The 26,484-nt window shown below is 40.8% G+C and carries 15 protein-coding genes; 1 reads left to right on the top strand and 14 read right to left on the bottom strand.

Annotation, left to right across the window (positions count from 1 at the left end):
* Nucleotides 1-3 precede the first annotated feature (3 nt).
* The gene (gene ybeY / locus HMPREF9007_RS05960; protein WP_008762890.1) at nt 4-417 is read left to right on the top strand and encodes an rRNA maturation RNase YbeY; all 414 of its coding nucleotides are present in this window, start codon (nt 4-6) and stop codon (nt 415-417) included.
* A 93-nt stretch (nt 418-510) separates the two neighbouring features.
* Here the strand turns inward: ybeY and HMPREF9007_RS05965 are convergent, their stop codons facing one another.
* The 14 genes from HMPREF9007_RS05965 to HMPREF9007_RS06030 form a co-directional block, all read right to left on the bottom strand.
* Complete coding sequence (locus HMPREF9007_RS05965; RefSeq protein ID WP_008762889.1) at nt 511-3,060, bottom strand: zinc-dependent metalloprotease; 2,550 nt, start codon at nt 3,058-3,060, stop codon at nt 511-513.
* Nucleotides 3,061-3,079: 19 nt separating this feature from the next.
* Complete coding sequence (locus HMPREF9007_RS05970; RefSeq protein WP_008762888.1) at nt 3,080-3,979, bottom strand: hypothetical protein; 900 nt, start codon at nt 3,977-3,979, stop codon at nt 3,080-3,082.
* Nucleotides 3,980-3,985: 6 nt separating this feature from the next.
* Nucleotides 3,986-5,365, bottom strand: coding sequence for a RagB/SusD family nutrient uptake outer membrane protein (locus HMPREF9007_RS05975; protein ID WP_225629661.1), 1,380 nt, complete (start codon nt 5,363-5,365; stop codon nt 3,986-3,988).
* A gap of 99 nt (nt 5,366-5,464) precedes the next feature.
* Nucleotides 5,465-9,013 carry a TonB-dependent receptor gene (locus tag HMPREF9007_RS05980; protein WP_032850620.1) on the bottom strand — a complete coding sequence of 1,183 codons (3,549 nt, stop codon included), beginning with the start codon at nt 9,011-9,013 and terminating at the stop codon, nt 5,465-5,467.
* A 33-nt stretch (nt 9,014-9,046) separates the two neighbouring features.
* Complete coding sequence (locus HMPREF9007_RS05985) at nt 9,047-10,231, bottom strand: FecR domain-containing protein (RefSeq protein WP_008762885.1); 1,185 nt, start codon at nt 10,229-10,231, stop codon at nt 9,047-9,049.
* A gap of 121 nt (nt 10,232-10,352) precedes the next feature.
* On the bottom strand, nt 10,353-10,961 hold the full coding sequence (locus HMPREF9007_RS05990; protein WP_277754696.1) for an RNA polymerase sigma-70 factor: 609 nt from the start codon (nt 10,959-10,961) through the stop codon (nt 10,353-10,355).
* A gap of 301 nt (nt 10,962-11,262) precedes the next feature.
* Nucleotides 11,263-13,869: a zinc-dependent metalloprotease gene (locus HMPREF9007_RS05995; protein WP_032850639.1), complete on the bottom strand. Its 2,607-nt coding sequence runs from the start codon at nt 13,867-13,869 to the stop codon at nt 11,263-11,265.
* A gap of 8 nt (nt 13,870-13,877) precedes the next feature.
* Nucleotides 13,878-16,505, bottom strand: a complete 2,628-nt coding sequence (locus tag HMPREF9007_RS06000) for a zinc-dependent metalloprotease (protein WP_165000536.1) — start codon at nt 16,503-16,505, stop codon at nt 13,878-13,880.
* A 19-nt stretch (nt 16,506-16,524) separates the two neighbouring features.
* Complete coding sequence (locus HMPREF9007_RS06005; protein ID WP_008762881.1) at nt 16,525-18,168, bottom strand: PKD-like family lipoprotein; 1,644 nt, start codon at nt 18,166-18,168, stop codon at nt 16,525-16,527.
* A 14-nt stretch (nt 18,169-18,182) separates the two neighbouring features.
* Nucleotides 18,183-18,896, bottom strand: a complete 714-nt coding sequence (locus tag HMPREF9007_RS06010) for a DUF4843 domain-containing protein (protein ID WP_008762880.1) — start codon at nt 18,894-18,896, stop codon at nt 18,183-18,185.
* 20 nt (nt 18,897-18,916) lie between these two features.
* A complete protein-coding gene (locus HMPREF9007_RS06015) occupies nt 18,917-20,359 on the bottom strand; it encodes a RagB/SusD family nutrient uptake outer membrane protein (protein WP_008762879.1) in 1,443 nt (480 codons plus the stop codon).
* Between the two features lie 22 nt (nt 20,360-20,381).
* Nucleotides 20,382-23,732 (bottom strand): SusC/RagA family TonB-linked outer membrane protein, encoded by a 3,351-nt coding sequence (locus tag HMPREF9007_RS06020; RefSeq protein ID WP_032850619.1) that lies wholly within the window; start codon nt 23,730-23,732, stop codon nt 20,382-20,384.
* A gap of 44 nt (nt 23,733-23,776) precedes the next feature.
* A complete protein-coding gene (locus HMPREF9007_RS06025; RefSeq protein ID WP_008762877.1) occupies nt 23,777-24,985 on the bottom strand; it encodes a FecR domain-containing protein in 1,209 nt (402 codons plus the stop codon).
* 764 nt (nt 24,986-25,749) lie between these two features.
* Nucleotides 25,750-26,322: an RNA polymerase sigma-70 factor gene (locus tag HMPREF9007_RS06030; RefSeq protein ID WP_008762876.1), complete on the bottom strand. Its 573-nt coding sequence runs from the start codon at nt 26,320-26,322 to the stop codon at nt 25,750-25,752.
* Nucleotides 26,323-26,484 lie beyond the last annotated feature (162 nt).

Below are 26,484 nucleotides of genomic sequence, written 5' to 3'. Positions count from 1 at the left end.
ATTATGGCTGTAACTTATCAAACCGAAGGCATCAAGATGCCTGATATCAAAAAACGGGAAACAACAGAATGGATAAAGAATGTAGCTGCCTCTTATGGAAAAAGACTCGGTGAAATCGCTTATATCTTCTGCTCCGATGAAAAGATTCTGGAGGTAAACCGACAATATCTGCAACACGATTATTACACGGATATCATTACTTTCGATTATTGCCAGGGTGATCGTCTGTCGGGCGACCTGTTCATCAGCCTGGATACGATACGCACCAATGCCGAGCAATTCGGGGCAGCTTATGATGATGAACTACACCGGGTTATTATTCATGGTATTCTTCATCTCTGCGGTATCAATGACAAAGGTCTCGGGGAAAGGGAAATCATGGAAGAGGCGGAGAATAAGGCGTTGGCAATGCGATAGTTGGCGATGCAATAAAAAGCCATTGACCGGATAAAATTAGCACCCCGCCACAATCACTGCGACGAGGTGCCCCCAAGTATCTAAGAGAGATAGTTATTGTTCCGTTAACGCTTGCTTTATTTTAAAGACAAGACTTTGATAATGTGCCCGGGTAGTAGCATCACCCGTATTTACTTTGCTTCGCAGCAAACTATAGCTATCCATTACCTTCTGATAAATAGCCGGATTCTTAACCATATCCACACTTCCGAGCGGGTTGAGTTCAAAGCCGGCTTTCGTCCAATCGACATTATCCGTAAGCAGTTGTTTCTCAACTTCATTCAAGTCTTTAAATGAGAATGGAGAAGATTTTTGTTTCAGCATTCCTCCTTCTTTCAACAACTTTTCCACATAAGTAATTTGCAGGTTACGGTCGTACATATTCAACCGGGCACCGGATATAGTTTTCTTCCACACAAAATCATAAATATCATCCATATACTCAGCAAAAGTATAAGCCTGTTGGGGATATAACTCCTCATACAAAACAAGACTGGATGTAATGTATGTGAAGAACAAACGATTCATAATGATTGACTGCAAAGTACTTGGCGAATAAGTCGGACCGGTATACTCAATCACCTTCTTGTCAAGTACCCATTCGGGTAGTTCCATCATAGTTTCCATAATAAACTTCAATGCCTCCTTCTGTTCAGCTTTCGGCACAAAACGGATAACAGGCTTTTCGCTGTCCCGTCTCGGCTCATCAAAATAAATTCCACCGATGGACACCATGGCATGCAGTAAGTAGCGTTGCATCTGCATAATCACTTCCTGATATGATTCCGTCAAGCGTTCATATTGATGATCATCTTCATAGGTCCATTCCGGCAGGTTTTTCATGATAAGTTTCAGATTCTTTAAGCCATATCTTCCTGCCTTCACGGCATTATCACCCAAATCCTCAGATTTACAAGAAGGATCGACCTCATTAATAAAAGGCTGCGGACCGTATTTGTACATCGGATCATTCTCTTTCTCTTTGATCCACTTGTTCAAAGTAGCTTTCTCATCTTCAGGAGATGCCGCATCAAATATAGGTTTATATCCCCATTTGATGGCAAACTTATCATATACACCCAAAAGCGGAGGAGTCAGAGCAACTCCTTTGTCTTCCGGCTGAGCTACATAATTATAGCGCGTATAGTCCATGATGGACGGAGTTGTACCATACTTCTGAGTGAAAGTGGCCGAACGGAGCGAGTCTACCGGATACGAATAAGATGCACCAAAGTTATGCATCAGTCCCAGGGTATGTCCGATCTCATGCGCTGCTACATAACGTAACGAGCTTCCCATCGTCTCGTCATCAAACACAGCCTTGCGCACTTTGGGGTCAACAGTAGCAGTCTGAACAAACCGCCAGTTATGCAACAACTTAATGATATTTGAATAAAACAAGACGTCACCCTGAATGATTTCACCCGAACGAGGATCGGCACAGGAAGGTCCCATTGAATTTTGTATCGGAGTGGTAATCATTCGGTAGCAGCTATAACGAATATCATCCGGATCAAAGTTCGGATCATCCTTCGGATAGTCTTTCGCTACAATCGCATTCTTAAATCCAATTTCCTCAAACGCAACCTGCCAGTCTTCTATTCCTTTCTTTATGTAATCTCTCCACTTGTCGGGGATAGCAGTATCAACGTAATATACAATCGGCTTCTGAGGTTCCACCAACTCACCTTGCTTATAACGTTCCAAGTCTTCTGGTTTTGGTTGCAAATCCCATCGGTTGATGTAAGTAAGTTCTTGCAAACCATCTTTCTTTTCAGTATAAAACCGCTTGCTTTCATCAAAATAACCGATACGCGAGTCTCCATAACGAGGACGCATAATTTCCTCCGGCAGCAAAATAATATTACGCGTCATGGTTACAGTGAACGGTCCTCCGTCAACAGTATAACTCATCAGCGTCTTGATGTTTATATTCAGCGGAAAACACTTCATTCCCAGAATAGTCGATTTGGAAGAAGCAAGACTTCCCTTCAGTGCTTTTCTCTTCATCAATACATCCATTATATTTTCCGAACGAAACGGGCTGAATTCGGGTACATCCGTTATGAAAAGCGAACTCATATCGATGACATATGCTGAAGAGTCCGGTGAAAGACTTTCTATCTTATATGCTTCCCAAATAGGGTCTGAGAAGTTGCGCTGAAAAGCAGCATACATATTGGAAGTGGTGTCACACAAATTGCGCACCATCTTTTTGTGCATGTAGATTTTCTTTTTATCTGCCGAGAAAGTTACCAGTACCGGATTGCGTGGCATTTGTCCGGCAGCTATATCTTTATTGTTACTGGTACTCGATACTCTGGACGCAATCATAAAATCGCGTCCCATCAAGTCTTTAGGTATTTCGAAATAATACTTATCCTTAACGATGTGTACCTTAAACATGCCATCAATCGTCTTGGCTCCTTTCAGTAGTTTTTTGTATTCGGTCATACTACTCTTTGTGGAATCTTTTGCCGCCGGCTGCTCTGTTTCCGCTTTTGCTTTCTTCTTTTTCTTTTTAAAAATCTGACTTTCGGCATTAGCAGTTACCGCTCCGGCAGTTAATGCTCCTACAAGTAATAAGGTGAAAATTTTGTTCATATCATGTTGTTTTTAAGTTCTATAGTTCCAGTTTGGACAGATCGAATCCGTTTTCAAGCATAGCTTCCCGAATCACATCATACTTCTTCTTCATTACCGGATATTTATCGCAGATTTCCTGAATCTCGGCAGGAGTTTTCTCAAAGACGAAATTCATCCATTGCGCAAGGTCTTCACTCTTTAAAGGAGCATAAATGGAATTAAAATCCGGCCAATCTTCATCAATATAGGAGTTCTCAGAATAAGTAATCACCCCATACTTATAAAAATCGATTTCATTAGGGTCCGTTCCTTTAAAACGATACCAGTTCGGGTCGTACAATTTCGGTTCAACTTCTTCACTAGCTTCATAAAAAGCATCTGAAATAGTAAACAATCCTCTGACTTCCGACATATACTTTGCCCAAAAGCTGGCATTCACATCTGCTCTGATTTTCACAAACTCCTCATCGGTCATTGTTTTCAGAGAAGATGATACATTACCTAAGGCTATAAAGCTGCTACTAGCATAGCAATTCATGATGGTTGTCTCACCATAAGAGGCCATCCGGACCTCTTCAGATAACAATATAGAAAAAGGTAAATTCTTCTTTAAAAAACTATCCGAGTACAAATTCAATAATACCTTTTGCAAAAACTCAATCCCTTCATCAATAATCTCCTGCTTTTGTTCGGGAGCAGTTATTTTAATTCCGTTATTCGCTGTAAAGTTGAATTTATAATCAGCCTCAGTCGGATTAGTTATAATCACAGTCTGATATTTCTGATAAAACTGGTATATAAAATGCTGTGTCGGATCTGACGGGTCATCTGTCAAAATGTTATATTTATCCGGTTGCTCAGGAACGATTAACGCATCTTCATGATAACAAGAAGACATACCTGCCAACATACAAATTAATAATATAAGTTTCTTCATAATCGATCAATTATTAACAGGTTCACTATTCGGACGGTCGAATATTTCTATTTCCGTATTTCTCTCTCTTTCGCTCTTAGGAATCGGCAACACGTATGAGCCTTTCTCTTTCAGTTCGAAGACATCCCCTGCTCCCTCGTTCTCCTTTGAACTGTAAGTATGCGTAAGAGGAGGGCAGCCATATCTGCGCAAATCAAACCAGCGGAATCCTTCAAACGCCAGTTCTCTACGGCGTTCCTTACGTACGGTTGCTACAATTCCGTCTTCATCAACAGCTAACGGCGGAGTTCCCGGTTTCATACGATTTTCACGGAGCTCATTTAAGTCAGCAAGAGCCTTGTTCGTATTGCCAAGTTCAGCAAAAGCCTCAGCACGATTCAGATAAGCTTCCGAAATACGCAAGGCGTTGGCATAGACTGTAGCAGAATTTTTAGTCCACTTAATAGGTGTATAGACACTATACTGTTTGTTAGTAGGTCTGGTCTGGTTGCCGATTGTATTCTTGAAATAATTCGTAAGACGCAAATCATCTTCCGAATATAGCGCTAGTAAATCATCAGAAACCACCAAGTTCCCCGTATACCTGAAATCTTCTTTCATATGCGTCTCAAGTGATGTAAGTCCGTAGGATAACAAGATTTCTTTGTTAGCAAGAGAAAAGAAATAGTGGTCCTTTTTTTCCTGAAGTTTGTAAAGTGGCTGAGTCGCGACCTTAAAGACCGAGTCACAATAAAGAATGGTCTCATCATATTTCTCCTGAAAAAGAGCAATACGTGATGCCAATAGATAAGCACTCGGCAAGTTAGGACGGAAAATAGTTTTCTCACCTCCTATAGCCTTAAAACACTGGATAGCCTTATTAATGTCTTCTTCCATTTGGGCATAAACAGCTGCATTCGTGGCCCGCTTCATCATCTTATCTGATAAGCCGATTTCTTTATTGAGCGGTACACATAAGTCTTCATTTGCCGTTGCAGGATGATAAGGCTTTCCATACAAATTAGCAAGCATAAAATACGAGAAAGCCCGCATGAAATAAGCTTCACCTGCTAAATCCTGACGTTCCATATCCGTCCCGTTCATGGTATAAAGCTGGTCCAGTATGATATTAGTCATCAATATCTTATGATAATAGACTGTCCATGCAACATCCGGCGTAAGTTCATTTGAAATTCCCACTTCCGGGTTTCCCTGCCACGTATAATATGCCCAAACATATTCTCTGAAATCATTAGAAATGACTTGTGGTCTGGTTCCATAGTAACATTGGTCTTTCACATCGTCTGTCATATATTCCAGATAAGGATGAGGTATGTCTTTTTCATTCGTTTTCATTACCTCACCGAAGAACAGTTCCTTGTAATCCTTCACCGATCTGGGTATCATCAAATCTTGTGAACTTTCTTCCAAAAAGTCACTGCACGACGATAATGTGCAGATAAGCAATATGATATATAAATTGTACTTTTTCATCATCATTCATTATTAAAGAGTAATATTAAAGCGAAGTGAGTAAGAACGCTGCGGTGGTATACTTCTTGAGCCAAATCCAATCTGTTCAGGATCTCTGCCCTTCAGCGCTTTATCTTTAATGACAAATACATTACCCATATCAAAGCTGACACTTGCTCCTTTCAGATAGACAGGTTTCAACCATTCACGTTTAAAATCATAGCGAATAGACATCGAACGGCATCTGAGGAAACTGCCTGAAACTACACGGATATCACTCTTATTATACATATCCCATCCATTATCCGCAATACGATAGGTCACATCCTTATCGTTGATCTGCAAACTCTTATCCGATAAAACCGGTATAATGGTTCTGTCTTCATCACCCGGCTCTCTCCAACGATTCACAAATTCACTGGACATATTCTGATCCGGATAAGGAAGCCGCTGTCCGGAGGACTCATACAAATCATTCAAGCGCATTTTATTGCCAAAGCTGAATGAGAACAACGCATTAAATGTAATATTCTTATATTTCAAATAAGTAGAGAATCCACCGGTCAGATCGGGTTCACGTTTTCCGGAAAGAACAAAAGCACGGTCATACATCTCCTGCAAAGAATGAACCACAGCATTTCCTTCTTCATCTTTCTCATTAATATCCTTAAATGTAGGAAAACCCTGATCATCCAGTTTATCAAATTTATAAGAATAGAAACTATTTATCGCATTGCCATTGCTCACTAATGTTCCTGCAATATAGTCTTGCCAAGTGATCGCTGAGTTCCCGGCATTCAACACTTTATTGTAGTTTTTACCTGTATTGAATGATAAACTCCACATCCAGTCCCGGGTCTGAATCGGAACAAAAGAAACAGCCAAATCCCAACCTTTATTCTCAACATCACCATCATTAATGGAGACACTTGACGCACCTGTAGAAGGAGCTACGTTTTTCGTAACCACCTGATCTACTCCCTTTTTGTAATATACATCAAGCGATCCATAGATTCTGTTATTCCAGAATGCCCAGTCGATTGCAATATTATACGAATTGGTTTTTTCCCACTTCAGTTTATTATTCGGCAGCTTATACAATGTTGAAATATACTCCTGTGGCATTGACTCCAATGTCCCCAAACTAGCAATCAAGTTAGGGGTCTGATCCGGATGCACGTTACCTTGTATACCGTATGAGGCACGAATTGCCAGATCATTCAGGAAATCGACGTTCTTCATAAACTTCTCATTGATAACATTCCATCGTGTAGACACTGACCATATTGGCAGAAAACGAACGCTCTTGCTCTGACCGAACTTATTAGAACCGTCAGTACGTATATTGAAGTTCAGAATATAGCGACTGTCATAAACATAAGCAGCCGTAGCATATAATGAAATCACATTATTCTTTGTATCGGTCACCACATCCGGATGACTCTTTACCAAAGCACCGTATCTTTTCCAGACTGTCGGGTCAATATCAACAAACTTTTTACCTCTTTCGGGCAAATAACCATATTGCGTAGAGCTTAATCCGTCATATTTTGAAGATCTGACCTCTTGTCCGATGCTTCCGGAAACTTCATGTTTTCCGAAACTTTGCATCAAAGACAGGCTATTTCTCCATGTATAAGAAGTATTACGTGTATTGGTCGTCATCAACTCTCCTCCAAACGGAAGCAGACAATATCTTTCGGCAAATTCAGAATCTTCAATGGGATTCGGCAACATCTTCCCATAGGGACTTTGTCGCATAGAAGAAATATAATATGATTGTTCATCACCCCAGTTTTCTTGTGTCACGTTGCTTCTGGACAGTCCTAATATAGATGAAAATCTCATCCATGAAGCAACCTTCCAATCCAGATTGACAGCTACATCTATAGCGGAATTATCATTCTTGTTTCCTGTATGATTCAGTTCGTTCATGATATTGTAAGACAATACTCCGTTACGTCCAGCCTCATTCGCATAAAAATACAACTCATTAGAAGCTGTCCGAAGTGGAATAGCCCGTGAAGTATTATAAGCATACTCATACACATCAATGGAAGTATGAGGATGTTCGGCTTTGGAAAGCGAACCGCTAACCTTTAATCCCAAATGTATATTCCGGTTAATTCTGGTATTTATTTTAGCCAGTACGTTATAGCGCTCTAACCCTTCCCCTATCGTCACACTGTTATTATTCGCATATCCCATGGACATATAATAATTACTCCGGTCATTTCCACCTGTAATGGATACCGAATGCTGATGTGTAAATGCTGTACGGAACAGCAAGTCATACCAGTCGGTATTTAATCCTTTCAGGGTCTTCACCTGGTTTAAGAATTCCTGATAGGTAATATCCTTATTCCACAGATGTTGCAATGCCCCTTCATAGCCAATATCCGAAGGTTTGTAACTTCCGAAAGATAATCCCCTCTCCTGCATTTCGATAGACATATCAATTCTGTCGGCAGAATTCATCCGAAACATTTTATCGTAAGTAGGAGGAGCTGTTATCCCCAATGTAGTGGTATACGAGATACTCGGTTTCTGGCTTTTTCCTTGCTTGGTAGTGACCACAATAACTCCATTGGCCGCTTTGATACCATAGATAGCAGTAGCACTGGCATCTTTCAGAATATCCACACGTTCAATATCTTCCGGATTGACCGAACCGATGGCATTTCCGATCAGATTTATCTTATCCGGACTGTTCAGTTCCTCTGTAGAGATATTGACAGGTTCTTCCAGAATAATTCCATCGACTACCCATACCGGTTCTCTATTTCCTGTAATAGAGGAAGATCCCCTGATTCTAATCTTAGGAGCAGCTCCCGGAGTAGATGACATATTCATCACAGCAACACCCGGCAGGCGTCCCTGCAACATTTTGTCGATAGACAGATACTCCCCACCAATCAGATCAGCTCCCTTTATAGAGGATATGGAGCTTGCCAACTTCCGTCTGTCAATCTCCTGATAACCTGTTACTACAACTTCATCGATTGACTTTACATCCGATTTCATCACGATTGTCATAGGTTTAGTACCGGCAACTTTTACTTCCTGTACAATCATTCCCAAATACGAGACAATCAGGACAGGCTCTTTCTGATGGAATAAATTAATAGAAAACTTACCTTCATTATCAGTTATCGTCGAATGTTCCGTTTTAGAGAGTTTTATATAAGCTCCCGGCAAGGGCAACCCTCCCTCATCAACCACAACGCCCGTAGCCGTGCGGACATTCTCTTTAGGTTGCTGATATACAATGGTTACAATATTTCCTTCTATCTCATAACTGTATCCGGTATTTGCCAGCACTTTGTTCAACACCTCACTGATAGGCTGACTATTGCTCTGAATAGTGATACGAGGCATATTCTTCACTTGCTCCGTACTATAAATAAAGTTCAGGCCAGTCTGTACTTTTACAGCATCAAAAAATTCTTTAACTGTTGCAGATTTAAGATCTAAGGATACCCTCATTGCATTAGATTGCGATGCAGCCAACACCGGTGTAAACAACAAGGAAATAATACAGAGAAACATGATAATGCGTTCTCGAGCTCTCTTTTTTTGCATGTCGTCCTCCTTTTTTAATAGTAGTTAATATGTTTATTTCTTTATAATTATGGTCTTCCCCTGTATTTCCATTTCCAGATGAGTCACCCGCTGTATCGCTTTCAATATGGGCTCTATTGAGCCGTAGCGATCAATATCTCCTGTAAAACGTATCTTCTTGGTATCTTCCGATTCGAATACGACATCTTTGTTGTACCAACGTGATATTACATTCATCAGACTCTCCAAAGAACAATTATCAAAAACAAAACGTCCACTGTTCCATGCGATATACGGCTCGATATCCACTACGCTAATTTGTACATCTTGCGTATCAGCCTGAAGAACCGCCAATTCCCCCGGTTTTATTTTATATTCCCCTCCCTGATTAGGAAGCACACTTACAGAACCTTTCACCAGCACTACTTTCGTTATTCCAGGCACATGTGTATTTACATTGAAAGTTGTCCCGTACTGCTTGACCACTCCATTCGCCGTAATGACACGGAAAGGACGCTTGCTATCCTTGGCTACCTGAAAATAGGCCTCCCCATCCAAATAGACCGTGCGAGTGGTAGTACCAAAATGTGGTGGATATTTTAATGTCGTATTATAATTCAGATGCACTCTGGTCCCGTCTTCAAACGTCATCCAAAATTCACTGTCATCATAAGTACTCAACTTATTATTTTCTACAACAGAGACCTCTTCCGATTCGTTCACATCAGTCTCAGGGACAGACGGTTGAGCAACAGGCACTTGTTCCACCGAATCCTGTAAAGGCTTAGCAGGCACTGATTTTAAATCCATCTTCTGTCCATTTGCCAGAATCAGTGTTGCCTTTTGTTTACCCATCTTCTCCGACCGGATCATAGCAATACGAACTTCATCCGAAATCACCGGCTGAGAATCCATCAGCCGCAAAGTCCAAAACCATATTGCAAAACCGATTATCGGCAATAAGAAGATTGCAGCATAGCGTCCTATTTTGATCCAACGAGCAGAGCGAATAGAGAAATGCTTTTTCTGAAACCTTTCCCAAGCACGTGCTTCATCTACCTGGGCAAACTGTTTATACCTGTCAATCAAACAAGCCTCACGCATCAGACGATCATAGTTCTCTCTATTTTCTTGAGAACTATCAAGCCATGACTGCAACTGTTTTTTATCTTCTTCCGAAGCGTATCCCAGCAACTGATCATGGATAATAGAATTTATACTTCTTTTACGCTTTATCATATTATTTCAGGTTATTTATAATAAAGACGACTAAGAAGAAAAAATGAGGGACAGGATTCTGAAGTTTTTTTATTCAAAAGATACTTTATTTATTTAGAAGACCGTTCTTTTTGTACAATAATCAAGAAAAACAACGAACATTTTGTTCATTGCAAACAGGTGTTAACAAGTAAAGCGGATTGAGTGTTATGCTTCTTTTTAGGGAAGTAACATTTGTAATAATAGAAAATGATAGGAGCCTAATTTTTTTTCTAAGGAAGGACATTGCTCTCTTCTTTTGAGTCTTCACAGTTTCAAGAGAAACATGGAGTGCAGTGGCAATCTCCTCGTTCTTCTTGCCTTCCATATACATCAAAAAAACTTCCCTGCATCGATCCGGCAGCGCATCAATTGTCTGAAGAAGCTGGCGATAGACTTCTTCACTAAAGAAGCCCTCTTCCTCCTCTTCCATCCTAAATGTAGTGGAATGACTATCAAGCATCTTCTGAAGATAGTTGCCTTCCACATCCTTATGTTTCAAATAATCCAAGGAAGCATTTCTGACAGAGTTATACAGATAAACCCTGAATGAAGCCAGAGACCGGAAAAACATCTTTTTCTCCCAAATAGTGGAGAATAACTCCTGGACAATATCTTCTGCAGATTCTGAATCTCCGACAATTGTTATTGCATAGCAAACCAATGCTTTATAATAATTCTTATAAAGCAGTCGGAAAGCAGCCGCATCCAACTTATTAATTTGTTCTATGGAAATCTCATTGTTAGTCATTTCGGGAGTTTTGCGCCAAAAATACAAATTAAATAATAATGTTCTATACAGAAAGACTGATATTTTTCTCTCGGGCAATCTAGTTGTATGGTACTTTCCAAAAGATATCCGCCTATAAAAGATTCACCCGGATTTACATTCGACAATGTAAACCCGGGTGAAAAATGCTCAATATTGCATAGAAGAAATCTTTAAAAATATCTCTTACAATATTGTTTTCATAGAGACAAATTAATTAAGAGAGAGTTTATGTAATAGAGATTTATTCAATTTCCGTAGCTTTATTAATGCGGTAGATCAACAGGTCATAATGAGAACGATCTGCCTCAGGAGCCGTCGAAATTGCTTTCTTGAGCATGTCTTTCGTACGCATCAACAAGTCAAAATAGTAAGCAGCTATTTTTGTCTGGTTGGTATAGATCGGCGGAATTGAAGAAAAGCCTGCTACTTCTTCTGCATTTTGCAATGAATACATCTTCATATCCACCTTTCCGCCATTTCTCAAAGAAGCCAGATTGATCTCCGGTTTGCCGGTAGCCGCAAATCCTGTTTTTGAGGCTTTGAAACTACCAATAGGCGCAGTTGCTGTCGATGTTGAAATAATACTTTCCAGAAACGCTGTCTGTAGTGCTCTCTCGAAATTCTCCAACGGACGATGCTTCAAGACACCTTCCCAAACAATTCCATAGATATCATCCAGATATTCCGAAGCAGTATATGCTGCATCCGGGAAGCGTTCTGTACAAACCTCGACATAAGGCAGACGTCCGAAAATACCATTAAAGATATCCAAACGTAAACGGTCAGCCTTCTTATCTGAAATTTCAAATTCATTCAAATGAGCGGTATCGTCCACCCAATCCAGATTCTTTGCCAGTTCCAATGCTTTACTCAAAGCTGCTTTCTGTTTCTCACGATCTACCATTGAGTAACTTGGTATCGCATCCTTCTCGCGAATATCATTCAAGTAAATACCGCCAATATAACTCAGTATTGCATAAATACGCCCGCTCAGTCTTTCACTAAGGGCAGAGTGTACACGTCTGCGCATTAAAAAATCGCGGTCTTCCTTGGCAAACCAACTATAATAGTTTTCAAATCCTTTGCGAACATTAGGAAGCATATAGTCGAATGATTTCAAATGGTCATCTCCCAGACTTCCGCGACTATTACGAGGATCAGAATCAAAACGTGACTGATTACGTATATAAGCATAATATGGATCTCCCGTATGTTCACGAATCCAGCTATCCAATGTCTCTTTTTCTTCCTGCAATGAAGAAGCATAGATAGGTTGATATAAATATTTAATCACCAGTTCGTCATATGGACCAGGCTTTGTATTAACCAGACACACTCCATTACGAACATCCTCCTCCGTAGCTACGTCATTAATGATTACGCCTCCCATAACAGAAGAAGCGAGACCATACTTTTGAGTAAAGCTTGCCGAACGCAACGAATCCACCGGATAAGCACAGGAAGCTCCCCAGTTCATTGTAAGTCCCAATCCGGTTCCTACAGCCTGAGCAATAGCAGCCTGAATCAACTCACCCTGTATCTCCTGCGGGAAAACAGTAGTACGCACACGAGGATCAATAGCAACAGTGGCCCCTATACGGTCAGCATACTGAACACTGATCATATTTGCATTAATCAGAATAGACGCGTTCAATATTTCACCGGTACGTGTATCTGAGTGTATCGTTGTCTGTGCCGAATTCAGCCAAGAAGCCGAATAACGTATTGTCATACAGTCAAAGCTGTTTGCATTGAACAATGTGTCATTCTTCGGGAATTCTTTCACACAAATAACATCTTTAAAGCCGATCTTCTCAAATGCCTTATTCCACGATTCCGCACCAGCCTTGATATACGGATTCCATTTGACAGGCATCAGACTGTCGATATAGAACACCAGTTGTTTGACTGGCCGAACCAGCTCGCCACGGCGATAGGCAGCAGAGTCGGAAGGCTCGATACGCCAACGTTTTGCATAGCGTATACTCTTCACTTCCTGAGTTGCCCCTGAATAATCACTTTTCAATTGTGTAGTCAATCCCAAACGTGAGTCAGCCAGGCGAGGAGTCATCGGCTCCTCGGGCAGAATACAAAGCATTTTAGTGACGACCGCTGTCAACGGTACGTCTTTGTACATATTGTATGCTCCCATCAGCGTATGGTCGACAGTATATGACAACTCTTCACGTACACTTATATGATTTTCTGAAGCCGATACACCCAAAATAGCAGATTTATCCGATTGCAGAGAATGATCGCGCGACACGAATCCATAGTATCCGTTAGCCGATGTCGAAGGGAAAGGTTTGGTAAAAGCAGATCCCTCCAAAAATAATCCCTTCATATCTACCACAAGTGCAGAACTATCCGGAGTGCAAGCCAATACCTTAAAGCTTTTGAAAATACCCGGATTATGCGCATTGTCCAACGCATGTGCGATATAAGCATCACCACTGGTATTTACCGGCTTACTCAATAAAGGCATACGTGCCACAAGAGTAGAATCGATCATCTCAAAACGGAAACGTACGTCGGTACCCCCTAACTGTCCGGGAGCTCCTTCACCACCGTCACTCGTATTTTCAATAGAAGAAGCAAACAGCATCTCACGGCCTAACATGGCAACCGGGAACTCCACATACACTTTCCCTTCCACCTTATGAATAGTCATCAGCCCGTGTGCTGTCTGAACTTTCTTATTCTTGAACAGCTTCTGATATGGTGTCAGATTTTCCTTCTTATCTTCTTTTTTCTTCTTTTTAAAAGGCCAGAAAGCATTTCCTTCCTGTGGCAGGCAACATGCAAAAAGAAGCAATAAACAAAGTATCTTACTATATCTATTTCTCATACTTCCTATCATTTTAATGCCTGGTCAATTTTGTACAACAATAAGCGGTAGTGGCGTTGTGTATCAGCCGAACCGGTAGAAGCACTCGCTGCAACCAGACTACGAACCTTCTTCAACTCACCGTAGTATATATGTTCCATCGGTTCGATCGGTGCTTTCAGATCTACATCATCATCAAATCCACTGATTTCCTCCAAACGGGCAGCCTGCATCTCACGAGGCTTGTTATTAAAACATCCCATAAATTCCTCCGAGATGATTCCGAAACGTTCGCGCGAAGCAGCTTTCAGCCATTCGGGCACTTCAATGTGAGCATACATATCTGCGATACCTTTACGGGTAGCATTCTTTGCAACCCCTGCAACCGAACCTTCAATCAGCTTCGTCAGATAATTCATCTGCAAACGCATTTCTGTTTCTGTCAAGGTTCTTCCGGCGCGGGTAGGAGCCCATACAAAACGTTCTATATCGGCAAGATATTCTTTCTGAGTATAAGGAGCTGATGTCGCCTTACCCGAACAGATAGCCACCGCACCACAACGAGACAAGATACCATCAATAATTGCATCTTCCATCTGCATGGCCACAGAAGTACGGATAGGGAATTCTTTCAGTGTTTCGCGTGCATCCAGCCACGAAAGGTCCTTCAGTTCATTCAATAAGAAATTCAAAGCCTTTTTTTGTTGTTGCTTCGATACAGTTTTAAAGCTTGGGCGCTGATCACCGTCATAGCGTTCATTCAGATAAATACCACCGATATCTCCCAAAACGAAAGTCAAATAACGTACGTAAGCATATACAATTTCGTCATAAACAGCCGTGCGGAACTCAAAATCCTTATCCTTATCCGCTACCCAATCATTGATATGCTTTAACAGATATTGCAAGTTGCGACGTCCATATTCAGAAGCTTTCACCGGGTCATCTCCCAAGTCTTCCTCTACTGAACTTGGGTCAAAACGACGTCTGAATTGTTGTTTACCATAGCGATATTTAACATCTCCAGACTTCTCACTGATCCATTTATCCAAAATAGAAATTTCTTCCTCTGCCGTTTTAGCCTCAAAAATCGGGGTGTACAGCCAGGCAATAGCATAGTAATCATACGCTCCCAGTTCCGGAGGAGTCAAACGCACGCCTCTCTCTTTATCACCCGGTTGAGCAATATAATTGTTACGGGCATAGTCCATAATAGAGTAGGTCGTACCAAACTCCTGAGTAAACTTCGGATCGCGCAAAGATTCCACAGGGATAGAAGAAGAACCTGCCATATTGTGCATCAATGACAATGTATGTCCTACCTCATGCGAGAGCACATAAGCGATACAATCTCCCAGCAAGTCTTCACGCAAAACAACATCACGTACTTCCTCATCAGCAGGGGCAGTCTGCAAGAAGCGCCAGTACTGAACCAACTGCACAATATTGTGGAATACCGTAACAGATGCATTAATGATTTCTCCGGAACGCGGATCTATCCAAGAAGGTCCCATCGCATTGGCCACCGTAGACGGAGCATAACGTATACAGGAATATTTGATATTCTCCGGATCGAAGTTCGGATCATCTTTCGGGAAATCTTTTGCAATGATGGCATTCTTAAAACCGATCTTCTCAAATGCTTTCTGCCATACTTCAACTCCTTTATGGATATATTTATTCCAACTCAACGGAAAAGTATCATCAATGTAGAAAACAATAGGTTTCTTCGGCTCTACCAGTTCGCCACGGAGATAGGCTGCTGAATCCGATGGCTCCAGATTCCATCTGTGAGCAATGTGACGAGTACGCAACCCACGACCTTCGGAAGCAAATTCTACTACAGAGTGTTCAAAAATACCAATACGTGGATCAGCATAACGGGGACGCATCGGTTGTTCAGGCAACAGAATGAAGCTACGGTTCATAACCGCAGTAAACGGCATTTTCTTCACTGCATAATTTCCCTTCATACCCACGCTGATTTTGTAGGTCAGTAAAGAACGTATACTCACATTATCCTCAAAGCCTTTGACTCCCTGAATAAATGAGCTTTCCTTCTCAAAATCCTTACTAATATCGGCTCCCATCATCTCCATCATTGAATATGGAGAGAATGGAGAAAGGTTTTTTTTATCGCTCAGCAGATAGTCTGTCATATCGAATACCACTGCCGTGCTATCGTTATTATATGCTTTGATCTCGAATGTTTCAGCGATTGCCGGCATGGTACTGCTTACCAAGCGCTTCTTGATTTCACGATCTTCAGAGAACTGCCCTGCCTGTACACGACGCAATGTAATAGTTGAGTCGCGTTGCACAAAACGAATCAGAAAAGGATCACCTGACTTCTCTCCTACACAGCCGAACTGGTTATCGGTCGTTTCCACGATGGTAGAACCAAGTAGAATATCCCGATTCATCACCTTAATCGGCAATTCAAAGTAAATTTTATTGTCCAACTTGTGAAGAGTAATGAAACCTTTAGCCGTGGTGACTTTCTTGTCTTTAAACAGTTTGTCGTACTTGGTTTCCTTCTTCTCTTTCTTTGTAGTCGCTTCGGTAGAAGCTTTCTTCTTGTTTTTCTTCTTAGCCACAGCAGGGCTGATAACAGCCCCACAGAGTGCGACTAAGAGAAGTAAATACAGTTTTTTCAACGTCTTATTATTTTAATAATTAATAGAAATATTCGTTCCAACTCATGTTCCATCTATAGAAAACCTGCACCACCCGTCCGAAGTCTTTCTCATGGAAAAGAACGAAGTCATTTTCCGCATCAGTTACTTGAATAGTATTTCCTCCGTTGATGACATATCTATCTAAATTGGGTTCTCCATCAGCACTACGTATTCCCTTCAGAATAACAACATCTCCATTTTCTAATCCAACCATGAGGCATCTATTGTAATAAATATTCACGTTCATAGAGGTGATATTTGACTCGAATTGTGCACACGGGTATAATGTACTGTTAGACATATAATAAAGATACAACATATTATCTTTACTGATAAACATATATGGAGCCTGCTCCTGATAGTTACAAAGAGCAAAACTATTCTTGGCACTTCCATTGATCACGTTTCCAAGGCCTACCATTTCTTCCTGAGACTCAAACTTGGTTGGGACTGCACTCATTTTTCCATCATAGGCTTCTACAGTAAACTTCTGAAGATAAAACTTACCCGTTGTTTGATTTTCAATAACAGCCATATAAGACATAGTGAAGTCTGTTCCTTTGGAAGACGCTCCTACAAAATGTACTTTATGATTTCTCATATCATTCAGCTTAGCATCCCCTTCTTTATAATCTCCTTCATCCACTTTTAAAGGAAGTGCTTTTCCTACACGAGTTTCTCCCGAATCATAATCAACATAATCACCAATATGCAAATATTGGGCAGAGTTCTTATCATAACACAACAATCCTGCCTGATAGTCAAAACGAGTATAAGCAATCATACTACCATCCACTTTCACTTCTCCTTTGGCATCCGATGTGAGCGGACGATCGATAAAACGACCGGTATTAAACAGTTTATTCGTTTCCTTAACACGTGTATAAATTGTTCCGTCTTCACCAATAGCCAATGAAAGTATCTGCAAATCCATCACGGCCGCCGGAACAAATCCCTCTGGATACGTTTGCTTCAAAAAAATCTGAGACAAAGTTGCTTTCTGTTGGTAAGTACTTCCCGAAACGTCCAATGCGCCTTGTCCTCCTTTCTGTGCAACCCATAGCCAGCTAGCTTCTTCTTCACCTCCCCACGAACTTGTCCAATGGGGATATACAGACATCGGACCGGTTCCCATCGGGTGTCCATTGATCATTTGGTAAACATCCCGAACTGCTGCCGAGGGAGTATTAAAACCACTTACGTGACGTATAAAAGCCAATGTACTGTTACCGTCTTTTTCGGAAAGAACTACCCAGCCATCGGCTGCATATTTAGAAGAAACGGTAATATAAATATGGCCAAAGTAGGTTACTCCCGTATTTTTGTCTAATACTGCCAATTGCAAAGCTTTATCGTTTACGACTGTATCGGCCACCCATTCCAAATTACGCGTATGCGAAATCTTCTTGCCTGCAAAAGACCATTCATAATCAAGATTGGTACTTTCCTGCCCCAAAGCGAATGTTAATTTCGGAGTACATGTAACGACATCACCTAAAGCGTAAGACGGGTGTTTATCTTCCATTTCTACAGTAATCTCAATATCATTCATCTCCCTATATTCATAGTTTCCCTTATCTTCATAACAAGCTGTCACTATGAAAAGAAGAAATATTGCTGCAAATAATGTATGTATCTTCATAATTCTATATCTAATTAATCAACGGGAATTTCCATCGGGAACTCCTGACCTGTTTTATCATCTTTATCCATTATATTGTTTTCTGCTACGTAGTATTTAAACTCAAGCGATGCCTGGCGTTTTTCCGCCGTACTAAGCGCACCAAAGTTCGATATTCCGGAGAATGTCACAAATTCTACGTATTTTTTCCGGGAATATGTACCTAAGAATAATTTGGTTACTTCACTATTCCACCACATTGGTTTGCTTATTACATTATTAAAAACAATCGTTATCTGATCAAAACCCGGCATCGAACCCGCAAAGTTCTCATTACTTTCCAATCGCAGACACAGTTTTACATCCTCTTTCAGATTGTCTGTCTTTACCAATACCACTTCTAAGGTATCTTTAGGCATTCCTGCCTTAAACAGAGGCGATTCAGGCAACCGATAATTCTCGGGCAAAGCATTTGGTGTCTCGCCTTCTTTCACTTCTTCGTTCACCACCACCAATTTATAGGGAGCATCTTTCTCAAAAGGCTTACCGATAAGTGCCAATCCTATTTTCACCACAACCTCGTCACTTGTGGGATAGTTGTTGAACGAGACACTAATTTCCTCTTCTTCACCATCTTTTAAATGATTGAAATACAGATATTGCTCTCCATGATACGGCTTTATCTCATCTTCCGAACATGCCCACAGACAAAGAGGCAACAATGCTAACAGTATATATTTTCTTATCATGATTTTACATCGCTTACTTATTAAACATCTTCATTATCAGGCTTCTCAAATACAAATATTGCATTTTTAGCCGGTTTCTTATCCAGACGTTTGTACTGAAAGAAAAGCTGTCCTTCGCCCACAAACTCCTTACGCATATCTTTAAGCATCTCCGTATGATAACCGTCCAAAGTAGTAATGGTATTTTTCAAATTTGTAGTTATAATACCTCTGTTGAAACGAACCTCATCCAACATTTCTCCCGCTTTGATAAAATTATTAGTGCGGGCAAAATATTCTCCCATAATATAATACATCTCGCTCAAACGTATTCCCGGAATCATATCTGAACCATATGTACCAAGCGGAATGTCATATTTGCGCGAATATTTATTTGATCTTTCAGAACCTATCATATCTTCCAACAGTCGTTGGTCTAACTCTTTTTCTCCCTTTTCAAAATCAACCAAATAGAATACATCTTTACTACTCTTCGTAATAAACGGTTCATAATCCTCTTGCAGCGTTTTATTAAAGAAGCACATGATGATGCTATTATAATCTTTCATGTTATTTCCCAATTCCAAATATTCCATAAAAGAAAAACACTTTTGGCCATCATCGTCATAAGTAGCATCCAGTACCTCTTTTGCTTCATTGTACGCTAATTCATACTCACCATTCCAGAAGTATACGCGAGCTAAAATAGCTGTAATCGCATAATAATTCATACGGTATCCTCGAAAGGCGAAGAAAACATCTTCTTCGGCAATGTCTCCGGCAGAAAGATCAATACCCAACATACGAGGGTTTATTGCCATCCATTCTCTATGCTCTTCTGTTATGTCACACTGCGCCAACATACGTTTCGCCTCTTTCAAGTCTGCAACCACTTTTTTCAAAATCTCCTCATTCGTTTCATATGCAGGCACAAAAGTAGGATAGACATCTACATAAGGCATATATGCCTTATGGTCGTCTTTCATCATAGCAGGGGCGAACATTCGAAGGATTTCGAAATGGATGAAAGCACGCAGGGCAAGCGCCTCACCGTGAATCATATTCTTCTCCAACTCTCCCTGTTCAAAAAGCGACGGACTTGCATTCGATACCTGATTAATCAGATTGTTGCAATTGGCAATATTATTATACGATCTAGACCAAATAGATGAAATAATAGACTTCACATCCGTATGTTCAAACTTATAATTGAGAGCCTGGTAATAGACCCTTTCCTTGTTCAATTCTACTGGTGAATAATACTGTGCGATTAAATCCATAAATCCCCAAGACAAATTCTGTCCATAGAGGGTTGAAGTACCCAAATCCAAGTATACTCCGTTCAGTGCATTCCGATAACCATTGCCTGTGCTAAACAGATTCTCCTCATTCACCTGATTACTCGGCGCCACATTCAGCCAGTCACTACACCCCGTAGTCACTATGCAAAGTACCAACAGTGATATTGTATATAATTTCTTCATTTTTTCTTTTAAGCATTATTGATTAGAAACTTACCTTTAACGAAGCTGAGAAAGAGCGTGCATACGGGTAGTCCAGACCACGTTCGATACGTACGGTAGAAAGATGGAACAGGTCATTACCGGACAATTCTGCACGCAGCATACCGATATGCGCTTTTTTCATCCATGCCATATCAAAATCGTAACCTAATGTCAGAGAATTAAAACTCAGCATATTATAGTCCTGCACAAAACGGCTGGTAGGACGAGTTACAGATACTATTCCCTTTGTAAAACGTCCGTAAGGAGCAAGATCGCCCGGTTTCTGCCAACGCCCGGTCAATACCCGACGGTCTACGTTCCCATCCGCGATACGCGCGTTTTCTACTTTATCTACCAAGGTAGAATTATAACGCTGTCCGCCACACTCATACAAGAAAGTAGAAAAGAGAGAAAACTGTTTCCAACGGAGGTTAAAACCGAACGTACCTTGTATTTTGGGCTCTTGGTTTCCAACCACAACCTGATCGGCAGCATTCCAGTCGTACGTGATGGTACCGTCGGGACGCACAAAAACTTCTCTACCATTGGCAGGATTGATTCCTAAAGACTTCACGGCAAATATAGAAGTCAACGAACCGCCCTCTACGTATTGAAGATAGGTGTCAGCGTATGCCGCATCACCCTTGTTATAACCGGTATCATAATTGGCGTATTTATCCATCACACGTCTGTTATACTCTTTCATGCTATCGGAAATCTTCGTAATCTCATTCTCGTTATGGGCAAGATTAGCGAAAACAGCCACATACCACTCTTTTGTATTTAGCAGAGTGCTTCTCAACTGGACCTCAAAACCCTTATTTACTACTTCACCGATGTTGTCTTTATAGGAGGTAAAACCAGTAGAACTGGGCAATGTCACACTATTCACCAAGTCTACTGTCTTTTTATGATAGTATGAGAAGTCCATCTGAATCAGACCATTGAAGAGATCCAAATCTACACCAAAGTCCATATTATGGGTTTTTTCCCATCCCAGCCCTCTGTTACCTAAAGCCATCAGATTGGCACCCAAACCAGTCTTAAACCAATTGTCGGTAACAATACTATATATGGTCTGCGAGTCATACGGAGAGAAGTTTACCTTTCCTGTCATACCATACGTTCCACGGATTTTAAAACGATTCATCCATTCAAACTGCTTCATGTACTCATAGTTGTGCAGGTTCAACCCTACACCACCGGAGAAAAAAGGAGCGAAACGCTGATCGGAACCAAACTCAGAACTGCCGTCGAAACGAACGGAAGCATCGACAAGATAGATATTGTCATACGAATAGTTGAACGTTCCCAATGCACCAAACAGACGACTCTTGCTATCCGAATTAGAGGGCAAGCCGGAAAGTTCATTCGCAAAGCCCGGTGAGGAAAGTTCTCCGGAAGGGAAACCTTTATAAGTAAGTCCCATACCATCTCCAGTGCTTGAAGTGGCATTGATACCCACCAAGAAATTTAAACTGTTCTTTTTTATGTTACGATTGTAAGACAAAGTGGCCGTAGCGTCCCAGCTCAGACTATTCGCTGTTGCAATGTCTAACCATCCAGATATTACATTGGAATTACTCAGCCTATTATCTGCATTTCTCTCCGAACGGGAACGAGGATCGATAAACGTACGCGAATCAGAATTAGACTTCGTCACACTAAACTGTCCTTTCAGAAGCAGGTAAGGATTGATATTCCACAAAAGTTCCGTATTATTAATCAATTCCCAAGACTTGCTGCGATCGTAACTTTGCAATGTAGCTTCATACAAGGGATTTTCATATCCTGATGAACTACCGGTCCAAGGATATGTATCTTTCAGATATTGTCCGTTTTCATCCAAATATTCGTCATATGGTTGCTTTTTAGTATAGCTGGAAAAACTTCCGTAAGGAGACTCTTCGGAGTTGGTATAGGTATAAGAGAAGTAATTTCGCACTTGAAAAGAGCCAAGCCGATAAGACAAAGACAATCCACCAGCCATACGGTCACGAAAAGAACCTTTCATCACACCTTCACCCGAGGTATAAGAAAGGTCTGCTCCCCAACGTAAATTCTCTGTACCACCATCCAGATACAAACTGTGTTTCTGATTGAATACTGTCCGAAGCGGCTTGGAAAGCCAATAAGTATCTACCCCGCGAGCCACGTTATTCAATTTAGCATTGTAAATTTTATCCAGTGAACTTTGTGCTTCAGCAATATCATTACTTTCAGGATCTGCCTGAAATAGTCCTGCTGCAACTTCCGTCGCCAACTTCTCGCGAGCATTCATCAGATTATAGCCCGTCAAATCGGGAAACTCCAACGTACCGGTAAAATTATAATCCACATTAATTTTTCCCGCTTTCGGAGTAACTGTCGTAATTACCACCACACCGTTTGCGGCACGTGAACCATACATAGCCGTAGCAGCAGCATCTTTCAAAATAGTAATACTTTCGATACGACTTGGATCCATATCATACAACTTCTGCACACTGATCTCAAAACCATCCATGATAAAAGTTGGAAGATTGGGATTGTTTTTCAATGATGTTTTAGAAAGGCTTTCTGCATCCAACTCCGTAGTTCCGATACCAGAACGACCACGGATATACAACTCAGGAACATTATTAGGATTCGAGCCGGCTAAATTATTTTCCGCAATACGAAATGATGGGTCGAATACCTGCAAAGCTCCCAAAACATTTGTTTTGGAAACCGACATCAACTGGTCTGCCGAAACCGTCACAGAAGTACCCGTAAAGCTATTTTTGCTGATCTTTGCATAACCGGTTACCACCACCTCTTCCAATTGCTTTGAATCGGGTTTCAACTTAAAGGTATGCACTTTATCAAGATTGAGCTTGCCAGTATGTATTTCCAAAGTTTGCATGCCTACAAAGGAAAGACGAATTGTTACATCTCCTTCAGGAAGTCCTAAAGAAAAAGCACCGTCGGCATCAGTCATTGTTCCGATATTTCTTTCTTTTCCCAGTATCAGCACCGTCACACCCGGCAGTTCGCCACCCTGTTCATCCACCACTTTACCTTCCAACGTACGTGTCTTCTGATCTTTCTTCTTGATGACCACAATACCATCTTTGGTAGCATAAGTGAAACCTTTAGGTGAAAGAACGCGGTCCAGCAATTCCTTCCAAGGCTCGTTGGTAGCTTTTACAGTCACCGGTTCAACTCCTTTAAACATCTGAGAGTTATAAAGCATGTTGATTCCAGCTTTCTGTTTTACCGTGTTTAAAAATGTTTCCATCGGCACATCCTTCAAATCAAGTGTCACTTTCTTCTCATCAGGTGGAAGTGCCCATGCACTGAGAACCATACTCAATGCAAAAAGACATAGCATAAAGACTCTTCTTTTTTTCATAATTTTTAAATCAAAACTCAATATTACTCATTCTCATATATCAATATATTTCTTCCGTTTATTCTATAGTAGATATCGCCGGTTAGTTCTAATGCATTCAGGAAAGTATTGATCGTGCCATATCGCTGCAAGTCACCACTATAAGTCAGGTCGCGCAGAGACTCCTTCTCATAATAGACATGAACATCATACCAGCGCTCGAAGGTTTTCATGATATCGCCCAGCCGTTTGTTGTTGAAAACATATACACCTTGTGCCCAGCCGATATATTCATTAACATCCACCGCCCGCTTTTCAATGCCACGGGAAGAGGCGACTGCCTGTTCACCCGGCGCCAGCGTAATAGTATTCTGATCGGGTGTCGAGAAATTTACTTTCCCATATACAAGAGTGGTATAGCATGCATCCGCATCATTATAAGCATTAATATTAAATGCCGTACCAAGTACCGTTACTTCTCCGAAACGAGTCCGGACCACAAACGGATGTTCCTCATCCTTTCTCACATCAAAATAGGCTTCACCTTCCAGTGTCACAATTCTGCGCTTTCCGACAAAACGGACCGGATAAAGCAATTTAGAACCGGCATTCAAATGAACAGTGGTTCCATCAGCAAGAAGGACAGTATTCTCTCCTCCCCGTGGTATAACCAGTTCATTTGACTTCACCGGACTTTCATCGACGTTTTCTTCTTCGTGTTGTTGTGTTGTGACGGTCGGTCGATATGACAGCACCCCTTTATTGTATTTCACCTGGACACCGTCTACTATTACATTTATATCTTTCTTTTGTACATCAATAGTGCTTCCATCGGGCAAAGTCAGCACTGCCTGTTTGCTACCCGGCTTGATTTGCGCGATACGTGCCTGGGACTCCTCCACTGCCTGATAATGATTCACTGCATAAAAAGAAATTCCTACTCCCAGTACTACCATCGCTGCGGCAGCATACCACCATGTCCGGATACGGTGGATCTTTCCACCGGACGAATTCTCTTTTTGTTGAATTTGTTGAAGGAAATGCTCGTAAGCCTTTTCCGATGAATATTCTTTATACTTATTAAAAGCATCTTTTAATTCCTCACTATCCTGCAATTTCTCATACACGGCTTTCAGTTCCGGATGCATAGATAAACGTTGTTCCAACACCTGCTGCTCTTTGTCGCTTGCATCTCCCAAAAGAGCCTTTTTTATCAAAGAGGCATCTTGATATGTGTTTTCTAACTTTTTCATAATTTTATCTATTTCTAATGAGGATTTTATCTTTGCTTTACTATAATTATACATAACATCCATAAATGGGTGACAAAAAGATGATTATTTTTTATGAGATACTCTCCGTACGAAAACAGAAAAGAACGAAAAACTATCATTATGACATTATTCAGCAACAAAAATGACGTATTTAACAAATCATTCCCTTTTCGGAATCAAAATTCAGCCATCAATAAATGACAATTAGGCATCTTAAAAAATATTTGTTTTTTTCCGTTACCGCTATTAAAATGATGTATTTTTTAGCTTTTATCAAGGAGTTTGAAACTCATATTTCATCATCATCCGTCACTTTCGGACTTAGCTCATTGATATACAATGCGATAAAAGTGACGAGAAGCAGTGACGACAGAGTGATAACAAAAATATTTCAAATTTTATCGTCACTTTCTACTAAAAGAATGACGCGCTGTACTTCATAAAAAGGCCCTTGATTTAACCATAAATGCCTGCTTTATTAATCTATTCCCAATGCCGGACCAATGTAATAAGACACCGACAAGACTTCATTTCACATACATGGTCCCATCGCTCTGCGGACATGATCCCATGGACTCACGTACGTAATCCGAATGGTTTACAGACATGGAACGAACACATATAGCTTACTAAAAATGCTAACCAAGCTTTGTTTACCTGTTAAACATACCGGCTCATCCACTTAAATAAGCCACATCACAGTCACTTCACCCCTACAAAAGCAAGGATGCACAGCCCGGTTTTTAATAAAAGATAAGAGTAAGAAGTACAGAATAACTGGAATTTGCCAGCTTCTCGCGTAAGAATTTATAGCTACGGCTTTTCTGAGTTTTAACCGTATTGATGCTAACTCCCAGCCGGGATGCGATTTCGTCCCACGAATGTCCTTCAATTCTCAGCAGGATGATACGGCGTTGTTCGGCAGGAAGCTCCTCGATATAGAAATAAAGTTGTCGGATAGCTTCTTCTTTCACAGTCAAAGCATACAGCATTTCCTCGTCTTCAAAATCTTCTTCCTGAGGCAAACCATTCAATATAGAATCATGAATCTGATGGTTGCGGATATACAACAGTGCATTATTATAGCAGGCACGATAAAGATAATTAGTCAGCTCACGGGAGTCGGAAAAAGTACGCTTACCTTCCCACACGGATATAAACACCTCCTGAACCAGATCTTCTACGGCATCGGTGAGGAACAGGATTTTCTCGACATATGAGCACAAGGCCGCATAATAGCGATTATAAAAGTCCCTCCAGATTCCCTTATCTTTCTGGTTGACACCTGCTACTATCAAATCATCTTTATCGCTCATACGGCAACAAGATTAATCAAACAATAAAAGACTCTCTTCAAATTACTGCAAAAACTGGTTATAATAGATATGACTTACAAATATATCTGTTTTTTCAGTATGTAAGTTCACCCCTCATATAAAAAAATAGAATAAAGGGGCATAAAATAAAAAAAGAGCGAA

Origin of the sequence: Bacteroides sp. 1_1_14 (assembly GCF_000162515.1) — a bacterium.
Taxonomy (GTDB): domain Bacteria; phylum Bacteroidota; class Bacteroidia; order Bacteroidales; family Bacteroidaceae; genus Bacteroides; species Bacteroides thetaiotaomicron.
The sequence above is the reverse complement of the archived record's forward strand: the minus strand, read 5'-3'. Positions and strand labels throughout refer to the sequence as shown.